This window comes from Pseudactinotalea sp. (genome assembly GCF_048594945.1).
Classification (GTDB): Bacteria; Actinomycetota; Actinomycetes; order Actinomycetales; family Beutenbergiaceae; genus Pseudactinotalea.
In genome coordinates this window covers 1-9,890 of sequence record NZ_JBMDXJ010000217.1, presented here as the reverse complement: position 1 = coordinate 9,890, position 9,890 = coordinate 1, and the positions used below count along the sequence as shown (strand labels likewise).

Genomic DNA, 9,890 nt, shown 5'->3' with positions numbered 1-9,890 from the left:
CGTCGGAATATCCACGCTCTGCCACCGGTGGTCGCCGAGTGCGGCCTGGTGTGGTTGCAGGTGGCTGGGCAGATCGCCGATCGGGACCCTGTTCATGTGGGGTCCTGGTGCTCGGTCACGGTGCCGGGTGTGTCAGCCGAGGCGGGACCGCAGGAACTCGTACGCCAGCGAGCTCATGTGCGAGGCCTGGTCGTTGGTGGCAGCGCCGCCGTGACCGCCCTCGATGTTCTCGTAGTACGTCACGTCCTTGCCGGACGCCAGCATGGCGGCCGCCATCTTGCGGGCGTGCCCGGGGTGCACCCGGTCATCTCGCGTGGACGTGGTGAACAGGACCGGCGGGTACTCGCGGTCGGCGTCGAACAGGTGGTACGGCGAGAACGTGCGGATGAACTCCCACTGCGCCGGATCGTCGGGGTCGCCGTACTCGTCCATCCAGGAAGCGCCGGCCAGCAGGTGGCTGTACCTCTTCATATCGAGCAGCGGCACCTGGATCACGACCGCACCGAACAGCTCGGGGTAGCGGGTGATCATGTTGCCGGTCAGCAACCCGCCGTTGGAGCCGCCCTGCACGCCGAGGTGCTTGTGCGAGGTGATGCCACGCGCGACCAGGTCGCGTGCCACCGCCGCCATGTCCTCGTACGCCTTGTGGCGGTTCGCCTTCAGCGCCGCCTGGTGCCAGGCGGGGCCGTACTCGCCGCCACCGCGGATGTTCGCCAGCGCGTACACGCCGCCCTGCTCCAGCCACGCCGAACCCAGCCCGCCGGAGTAGGTAGGCGTCAGCGAGATCTCGAAGCCGCCGTAGCCGTACAGCAGCGTGGGCGCGGTGCCGTCGAAGGCGAGATCCTCCCGGCGCACGAGGAAGTACGGCACCCGGGTGCCGTCGTCGGACGTCACGAAGTGCTGCTCGGCGACCAGACCGGTGGCGTCGAAGAACGTCGGCATCGCCTTGAGCGGCTCGGGCTCACTCATCTCACCGTCGGCGCCGATCGTGGCGAGCGACAGCGTGGTGGGCGTGAGGAAGTCGGTGATGTAGAGCCAGACGTCGTTGCCTGCGACCGGGTCCACCGGGGCCACCGCGACCGTCCCGACGCTCGGGACGCCGTCGACCGCGGTTCGGGCGAAACCACCCGCGCCCGGCGTGAGCACCTCGAGCCGGTTGGTGACATCGTCGAGGATGTTGAGCACCAGGTGGTCGCGCGTCCAGCTGGCGCCGGCGAGCGAGGTGGTGTCGGTGGGGGCGTACAGCACGTGGAACTCCGTGGACCCGGCGAGCACGTGCTCGAGCTTCGCCGCGAGCAGCGCGCCGGCGGGATAGGTGACATCGGCAGGTGTCCAGTCCTCGCGCAGCTCCACGGTGAGCCACTCGCGGTGGACATCCTCCTCCGCCGAGGGCGGCGTCGGGATCTCGAGGAGCTGCTCGCCTTCGACGATGTACATCTCGCCGGTACGGAAGGTCCTCCGACGGAACACGAAGGTGCGTTCGTACCCGGGCGTCTGGTCGCTTCCCCCGCCGATGTACATGTCCTCGGGGTCACCCTCGAGCAAGGTCACAGCATCCTCGAGCGCGGTTCCGCGATGCCACCGCTTGACGATCCGAGGATAACCTGAAGGCGTCATCGATCCTTCACCGAAGTCGGTGAAGACGATCACCGAGTCCAGCGTCTCCCACGCCACACCGCCCTTGGACTCCGGCCGGTGGAAGCCGCCTTCAACAAAGGTCTTCGTGTGCAGGTCGAACTCGCGCGTGACATCGGCATCGGCGCCGCCGCGCGACAAGCTCACGAGCGCATACCTGAAGGCATCATCGGTGCCAGCGCCCCGCCACACGGTGGCGCCGTGCCACACCCAGTTCTCCCCCTCGGCCTCGTTGAGCGCGTCGAGGTCGAGCACCGTCTCCCACTCCGGGGACTCGGTGCGGTAGGACTCCAGCGTGGTGCGCCGCCACAGCCCACGCTCGTGGTCGGCGTCCTTCCAGAAGTTGTACAGGTGATCGCCGCGGCGGGTCACGTCCGGGATCTTCTCGTCGGAGTCCAGGATCGAACGGATCCGCTGCTTCGTGGCAGCGAACGACGGCGTCGCTGCCAGCTCGGCCGCCTTCTCACCGTTGCGTTCACGCACCCAGTCGAGGGAGGTCTCGCCGTCGACATCTTCCAGCCAGCTGTACGGGTCGTCAGTCACCCAGCCACCCTACGTTCCCCGCATCGCCGTGGCGGACAAGGGCGTCAGGTGGCGCCCTGCTGGGCGGGCCGGGCGCCGCGGATGGCCGGGTGTACGCGCCAGATCTGGGCCAGGACCCACGCAGGCAGGCTGAGTCCGCAGGCCACCGTCAACGGGGCCAGCACGTAGGCGGGGGCGGCCAGCACGGTCGCGGGCACGGTGAGCAACGCGCGCACCGGATACGTGAGCGCGAGGTGACCGGCGGCACTCAGCACCTCGGTTCGTGTGGCGGTCAGCGGCATCGTGGCAGCGGCACGGACGTAGGCCGCGATGGCCGCCCCCACCACCCAGTACACCGGCACGAGCATGCCCACGAAGTACACGCGGACCGGCCCTTCGTAGACCCATGCCATCAGGGCCACCGTCGCCGCACCCAGGCCGAGGTACACGAGCATCCCGAGCGAGACGGGCAGGTCGCGCCACCAGGTCCGCCGCAGCTGGCGCAGCACGACCGTGCCGGCCTCGTCCGCGTGGTGGTCGAGACGCGACATCACGCGCTGGTTGCCCGCCGCTGCCGGCACCAGGCCGAGGACGACGATGGCGAGCAGTCCCGCCCAGTTGGCGGAGATGAACGCGGCCGGCACGCGCAGCCACCGCATCAGGCGCATCTCCCTCATGTCACTTGATCCCCGAGGCGACCATGCCGTTGACGAACTGCCGCTGGAAGATCGCGAACAGTACGATCATCGGTACCGCGGCCATCGTGGTGCCGGCCATCAGCAGGTTGAAGTCCGTTCCCGCCTCCTGCCGGAACACCGACAGCCCGAGCTGGATCACCCGCATCTCCTGCCGGGACGTGACCAGCAGGGGCCACAGGAAGTTGTTCCACCCGGACTCGAACGCCAGCAGCGCCACCGTCAGCATGCCAGGGCGGATCAGCGGCGCCATGATGCGCCCGAAGATCCGGAACTCGCCGGCGCCGTCGATGCGCGCGGCCTCCATCAGCTCGGTCGGGGTCGAGAGGAAGAACTGCCGGAACAGGAAGATGTTGAAGGGGGACACCAGGCCAGGCACGAGCAATGCCCACCAGGTGTCGATCCACCCGGTGCCACCCTGGCCGAGGATGTCGTTGTACCCGAACAGCGGCACATGCCGCACCATGAGGAACTCCGGGATGACGATCGCGTAGAACGGGATCATCATCGAGGCGAGCACGAAGGCGAAGACCGCTGTGGCCCCACGGAACCTGATCTTGGCCAACGCGTAGCCGGCCATCGACGCGAGCACGATGTTCGACAGCGTGTGACCGATCGCGATGATGAAGGAGTTGCGGGCATAGGTGAGGAACGGTGCGGTCTGCAGCGCGGTGACGAAGTTCTCCCACCGCCACTCGGCGGGCAGCAGTGGCATGTCCGTGGAAAACAGCTCCTGCGGTGTTCGTACCGCGGTGAGCAGCATCCAGATGAAGGGTGCTGCCATCACGAACGCGATCACCATCAGCAGCACGAACAGCAGCACCCGCCGGAATCGACGCTGCTGCTTGGCAGAGCGGCTAGATCGCCGCCGCTGTGTGACGTCGGTCGAGGCCACTGCCTCATGAACCTCGGCGATCTGGGTGACTGTGTCAGTCATCGTCACGCCCTCCTGTGAGCTTGCGGGCGAGGATGGTCAGCAGCACGAGCACCACGAGCAGAACCACCGATTGCGCCGTCGCGAGGCCCATCCGGAACTGCTGGAACGCCGTTTGGTAGATCTCGTAGGTGATGACCGTGGTCGCGTTGGCCGGCCCGCCCTGGGTGAGGATGTAGATGAGGTCGAACGTCTGGAAGTTGCCCACGATCGAGGTCACCAGGATGAAGAACGTGGTCGGCTTCAGGATCGGCACGGTGATGCTCATGAACTTCTGCACCGCTGAGGCGCCGTCGATCTCAGCGGCCTCGTAGAGCTGGGCGTCGATGGTCTGCATCGACGCCAGATAGATCATCGTCTTCAGGCCCAGGCCCTGCCAGATCGTCACCACGATGACGGCGGGGAGCGCCAGCGACGGATTGTTCAGGAAGCCCTGGTTCGGGATTCCGAAGAAGCTGCCGATGTAGTTGAGCAGACCGTTCTGACCCGGTGAGTAGATCCACAGCCAGATCATGGCGATGGCGACGGTAGCCGTGATGTGCGGCAGGAACACTGCGGTGCGGAACAGGCCGGATCCGCGGATGCCCTGGTTGAGCATCACGGCCAGCACGAGTGCGAGCAGCATCGAGATCGGGATGCCCACCGCCGCGATAATGAGGTTGTGCAGCATCGCCCGCCAGAAGAGCGGCGTGTTCGCGATCGTGATGTAGTTCTCGATCCCCGCCCACGTGGGTGGGTTGAGCATGTCGTAGTGGGTCAGGCTGAGCAGCATCGCCACGATGATCGGGAAGCCGGTCCAGATCGCGATGTGGAGCGTGGCAGGCAGCGCGAAGATCCATCCCCACGCTGCCTGCCGGCGCGCCAGTGTGTGCCGCTGCGCCCGCCGACCGGTGACGTCTCGTGACGCCGCAGTCGTCGATGTCATGCGAGCCTCGGTCCCTCAGACCCGCGTGAGGGCGTCGTTGGCGACGGCGGCGAGTGCGTCGACCGCCTCGGCGGCCGTCTTCTGACCGACCACGGCGGCCTCGATCTCGGCGGCGACCTGGCCGCGGACCTCCATCCAGGCGGGGCTGCCGCCCTCGTACACGGTCGCGTACTCGAAGTTGTCGACGATGTACGCCGCCATCAGGTTGTCGTTGACGATCGGGTCGTCGAGGTCGTCACGTGAGGGCACCTTGCCGACCATCTCGACGGCCGTGAGCATGTTCTCCGGCTCGAGCAGGAACCCGATCAGCTCCTGGACCAGCTCGGGGTTCTGGCTGCGTGCCGAGGCGGTGAGCAGCGTGCCACCCTGGAACATCACCGGATCGCCGCCGTCGGCCGATGGCAGCAGCATCATGCCCATGCTCTCCTCGGTGACGAGGTCGGGCGTCTGCTCGGTGAGGTTCGGCCACGCCGAGGAGTTCTGCAGATCGATCGCGGCGACCTTCTGCTGCCAGGGCCGCGGCTGACCCTCGGCGCCCTGGACGTCGTAGTTGACGGTTCCGTCAGCGACGAGGTCCAGCATGTACTGCAGCGCGTCGACCCCGGAGCCGTCGGTGAAGGCTACCGACAGGCCGTCCTCGCTGAACATCGTCCCGCCGAACGCGCCCACGAGATGGGCCCACACCTGCCGCAGGTTCTGCGTGAACATGTCGAAGCCGACGCCGCCATCGGGCTGCACGACCTTCAGCAGCTCACGGAAGTCTTCGAGGTTCGTCGGTAGCGAGCTCTCGTCCACCCCGGCGTCCTCGAACATCTCGCGGTGGTACATGAGGATGCGGCCGTCCACGAAGTAGGGCAGGGCGAAGGTGGCGCCGTCGTACTGCGCCACCTTGAACAGGTTCTCGTTGATGTTCTTGCCGTCACCGATCGTCGAGGGCAGCTCGGTGAGCACACCCTTGTGGGCGAATGGCTCGACCCAGCCCGCGCCGACCATGATGAGGTCGGAGACCACGCCGCCGGCGACCGCTGCGGAGAGCTTCTCGTTGAGGCGATCCCAGTCGGTGTAGTCGACGGCGAACTGAGTGTCGGGGAATCCGGACAGGATGTTCCCCTCGAACGCCTCCTTGCCCTCGGTTCCCGCGAACTCGGGTGTGAGGATGCTCAGGCGGCCGTTGCCACCACCTCCACCGCCGTTGCCCCCGGTGCCGCCGCCGGATCCGCAAGCGCCCATCAGCAGGCCGCCCACGCCGATTCCGGCTGCGGTCAGGAAGTTCCTCCGGTTCAGCTTCATTGCTCTTCCTCTCTGTCGCCGCCTGGTGGCGGCTGTCGGTGCCGTGACGGTCGTCAGCGGCGTGGGTGTGATGTCGAAGGCGCCTGCGCGAGCGCGCTGACCGCGGCTGCGACGGCGTCCTCCAGGGGAGCGGCATCCCGTTGCCAGTGGCGTTCCCACTCGAGGGCGAGCGGGCCGGAGTAGCCGGAGTCGCTCAGCAGCGCCAGCGCTGCGTCGAGCGGGATCTGGCCTGCGCCCTGGAGCACCGGGAAGGTGTTCTGGCGGCTCGGCACGTCCTTGATCTGCACGTATCCGCGCTCATCCAGCAGGTACGGCATCAGGTGGCGGGCCGTCGCCTCGAGCTGCTCACCCACCCGCCAGGGGTGCAGCAGGTCCCAGATGGCTCCGACGGCAGCATGGTCGCCGACGCGGTCGAGGATCCGGGCGACGTCGGCGCCTCTGGGATGGGAGTCGTGCGTCTCGACCAGGATGCCGAGGTCGCGGTCCGCGGCCTGGTCGGCCGCGTCGACCAAGCGCTCGACGGCGGTGGCATCGGCCTGGTCGCGATCGTCCAGGGTCGGGAGCTCGTCGGGTGCGGCGGGCGCCGCCGGCGCTCCCGGGAAGACTCGGACGTACCGAGCGCCGAGGTCGGCGGCCAGGTCGAGGTGAGCACGCAGAGAGGTGAGCGTCTCGCCGTCGTCGGAGGCGATCCTGACCCGACTGGCGACAGTCAGGATGCCGATCCCGGCGCCGTCGAAGATCGCCCGGACTTCGCGGCGCTGGGCAGCGGAGAGATCGACGTGGACCGGGGCGTCCGAGGCGGTGCGGAGCTCGACTGCGCTGGCGCCGTGGCGCGCACAGATGGCTGCGACATCCTCGAGGGACTCCTCGACCGCACCGAGTGTCGAGGCCGCCAGGGTCCATCCGCGGCTCATGCCATCACCGCCATCGCGTCACGGACCACCTGGCTCATCACCGGCTCACCGCGAAGGAAGCGTTCGAGCTCGTCGATCGCGTGCGCGCTCATCCGGCGCGTCTCCGGTCCCTGCGAACCGGCGATATGCGGCGTCAGCATGACGTTCGGAAGGCGGTAGAGGGGCGAGGTGAACGGCAGCGGCTCGGGGTCGGTGACGTCGAGCATCGCGTTGAGCCGCCCGCTCACACACTCGTGGGTGAGGGCCTCGGTGTCCACGAGCCGACCGCGCGCCGTGTTGATGAGCGTCGCGTGGTCGCGCATCAGCCGCAGTTGGCGGGCACCGATCATGTGGTGCGTGCTCGGCAGGTCGGGCGCGTGGATCGAGATGATGTCGCCGGCGCGGAGCAGGTCGTCGAGCGACGCGGGCTCCGCTCCGGCTGCGCGGATCTCCGCCTCCGAGACAACCGGGTCGCACACCAGCACTCGCCAGCCCAGTGGCCGCAACAGCTCGACCACGAGGCGGCCGATCCTGGACAGGCCGATGATGCCGATGGTGACGTCGCGGTTGCTCGCCACCCCGAAGCGGTCTCGATCATGGAACCAGTCGGTGCGTTGCTCCGTGGCCGCCGCACCGAGGAAGGGGGCGCGCTTGCCTGCGAGGATCGCGGCGCCGAGCGTGAACTCGGCGACCGGGAGGGCGTTGACTGAGGCGCTCGTGGTGAGCGTGATGCCGCGGTCCCACATCGCCTCGGTGGTCAGGCTGCGTACGGTCCCGGCCGCGTGGAAGATCCCTCGGAGCCGGGGTGCGACAGCCAGCGTGACGTCGTCGATGGCCGGGCAGCCCCAGGAGCTGACGATCACCTCGACGTCCCGCAACCGCTCGCGTGCCTGTGGGGTATCGAGACGTTCCAGGTAGACCGGGTCTGGCAGGTCCACCAGGGCGCGCAGCCGCGCGAGCTCCGCCGGGCCGAACTGCTGCGTGTACGCGCGGGTCCCCATGACGAGCAGGCCGGTGGGTCGTGTGGTCATGAGAGCACGCCTTCGAGGGGAACGGGAGGCGTCGTGATGGGAGTGCGTGGCTGCGGTGTCACGGGTGTGCGCCACTCCGCAGGCTCACCGTGACGACTGCCCAGCACGGCGCATCGCAGCACGTGTGTGCCGGCTGGAAGGTCGGCCAGCAGCGTCGGGATCACGGTGCGGGGGTGGATCAGGTTGGTGTTCGGGGCGGCACGGACCACGTCGCCGGAGCGCTTGCCGTCGAGGTCGCGGATGCCGCTGAAGCCGGCTGCGGTGGTGGCGCTCGCGCTACCAGGAGTGGTGGGCTCGGGTCCGCGTGAGGTGGGTGGGCGGTCGCCGGTGCGATCGAGCGCCCACGCGCCTTCCGCCGTCCGGAGTGGCCGGCCGGTGCGGATCAGGTGCACGCGTAGCTGCCAGGGCAGCTGGGGCCACAGCCAGGTCTCCACCTCGACGTCATCGAACGCTCGCCAGCGCGACCAGACGATGCCGTCATCGATCTTGACGTCCTCGGGCGCGCGGCGGCCGCGCCACTGCACTCCGTCCTCGCTCAGGAGCAGGGTCGAGTCGCCGGCCTGCTCGTGCAGCCAGTAGCCGCTGGCGGGGACGCTGACGCCGAAGGATGTGGAGTAGGCGAACTTGTCGTACTTCTCAGGACCGTGCCGGAACTGGTCGGCGTTCTGTCCACCGGCCAGCCCCACCACGTGGCCGCCGTCGCGGTCGTCGCACAGGATCAGAGCGGCGTGCTTCTGCGTGCGGACCGGCTCCCGCCGGCTGGGTGCGGGCACGGCGGACCAGAACGGGTGGTCCTCCGCGAGGGCCAGTGGCAGGAACGCCTTCGCTGCCCAGTAGGGCGACCCGGGGGAGTTGTAGGCCTCGGCCATGGTCAGGTTCGGGTAGGCGTAGCCGATCGGAAGCACGCCGCGGTCGTCCACGTCCCGGCCACGCCACCACTGCAGGTGCCGCGTGTAGAGCCCTCGCGTCCGCGCCCAGGGGAGCGCCTCCACATCGGCGAACGCGAGCGCACCCCAGAACGCCGAGGCGGCGAATCGATAGGTGAGGCTGCGGCCGTAAGGCAGCGCCGCGCCGTCGTCGTCGAACCAGTGCGCGAAGTCCTCGGCGATCAACGCCGCGCGCTCGCGGAACCGCTCGGCGCGCGCGGGGTCACGTTCGCCGGCGAGGCGGGCGTAGATCAGGCCGTAGAAGTGGAAGGCCCAGGGCACGTAGTGATCAGCGCGGCCGACGGCGCCATCGGCATACCAGCCGTCGCCGAGGTAGAACGACTCGAGCCGCTCAAGAGCCGCCTCGGTGCCCGCCGGGTTGGCGAGCGGCGAACCCACGCGGTCGAGGCCGAGGTTGACGAGCACCCGGAAGAACAGCCAGTTGTTGTCATTGCACTCGACGTCGTTGATGCGGGCGAGCCAACGGGACAGGTGGTCGCGTGACGTCGGGGCCAGCGGGTCCCAGAACCGCTCCGGCGTGAGGGCGAGCCCGAGGCCGAGTGCGGCCATCTCGACCAACCGCTGGTCGCGGTCGACCGCCTCACCCCAGTACTCGGGAGACGCGGGGTCGGCCCCGGCCTCGATGCCGGCGAGTACGGGGTCCAGGTCGATGTCACCACCGCCTGCCGCGAGCGGCACGAGCCCCCACAGGGGGCGAGCGAACCCTTCCAAGCCGGCCGCGTCGTCGTCGAAGTGGGCTCCTGTGCCTCCCAGCCGTGCCGCGGCGCGACCGGGCGAGAGGCGGTCCCGCACAGGGAGCCACAGCGCGTGGGCGAACTCAGCGACATCCGTGCGCGACGAGCGTGCTCCAGTCAGTGCATGAGCGAGCGGCTGTACTGGCATCGGGGCCTCTCCGTCGAGGAATCAGTCGTGCGGTGACACAGGGTTCGATGAATCATGTTTCATCGAACCCGCGAAACGATACGTCAGCCGTCCGGGGTGGTCAACCCGATTGCCGTCCGTTGCCCGTGATGATTGA

8 protein-coding genes are annotated in these 9,890 nt (G+C 68.6%); all 8 read right to left on the bottom strand.

The genetic code is table 11. The annotated features are described in order from the left end of the window. Window positions 1-132 precede the first annotated feature (132 nt). From ACOJSN_RS09515 to ACOJSN_RS09480, 8 genes are read right to left on the bottom strand one after another with little or no spacing between them, the layout of a single operon-like run. On the bottom strand, window positions 133-2,178 hold the full coding sequence (locus ACOJSN_RS09515) for a prolyl oligopeptidase family serine peptidase (RefSeq protein ID WP_420112257.1): 2,046 nt from the start codon (window positions 2,176-2,178) through the stop codon (window positions 133-135). A 44-nt stretch (window positions 2,179-2,222) separates the two neighbouring features. Next, window positions 2,223-2,834 (bottom strand): hypothetical protein, encoded by a 612-nt coding sequence (locus ACOJSN_RS09510; RefSeq protein ID WP_420112256.1) that lies wholly within the window; start codon window positions 2,832-2,834, stop codon window positions 2,223-2,225. A 1-nt stretch (window position 2,835) separates the two neighbouring features. Beyond that, entirely contained in the window at window positions 2,836-3,789 is a 954-nt protein-coding gene (locus tag ACOJSN_RS09505; RefSeq protein ID WP_420112255.1) for a carbohydrate ABC transporter permease, read from the bottom strand. Beyond that, complete coding sequence (locus ACOJSN_RS09500; RefSeq protein ID WP_420112254.1) at window positions 3,782-4,711, bottom strand: carbohydrate ABC transporter permease; 930 nt, start codon at window positions 4,709-4,711, stop codon at window positions 3,782-3,784. The genes ACOJSN_RS09505 and ACOJSN_RS09500 overlap by 8 nt, the downstream gene beginning before the upstream one ends. Window positions 4,712-4,726: 15 nt before the next feature. Next, window positions 4,727-6,001: an extracellular solute-binding protein gene (locus tag ACOJSN_RS09495; RefSeq protein ID WP_420112253.1), complete on the bottom strand. Its 1,275-nt coding sequence runs from the start codon at window positions 5,999-6,001 to the stop codon at window positions 4,727-4,729. Window positions 6,002-6,054: 53 nt separating this feature from the next. After that, a complete protein-coding gene (locus ACOJSN_RS09490; protein ID WP_420112252.1) occupies window positions 6,055-6,915 on the bottom strand; it encodes a sugar phosphate isomerase/epimerase family protein in 861 nt (286 codons plus the stop codon). Further along, a complete protein-coding gene (locus ACOJSN_RS09485) occupies window positions 6,912-7,925 on the bottom strand; it encodes a hydroxyacid dehydrogenase (protein ID WP_420112251.1) in 1,014 nt (337 codons plus the stop codon). The genes ACOJSN_RS09490 and ACOJSN_RS09485 overlap by 4 nt, the downstream gene beginning before the upstream one ends. After that, window positions 7,922-9,754, bottom strand: a complete 1,833-nt coding sequence (locus tag ACOJSN_RS09480; RefSeq protein ID WP_420112250.1) for a DUF2264 domain-containing protein — start codon at window positions 9,752-9,754, stop codon at window positions 7,922-7,924. The genes ACOJSN_RS09485 and ACOJSN_RS09480 overlap by 4 nt, the downstream gene beginning before the upstream one ends. Window positions 9,755-9,890 lie beyond the last annotated feature (136 nt).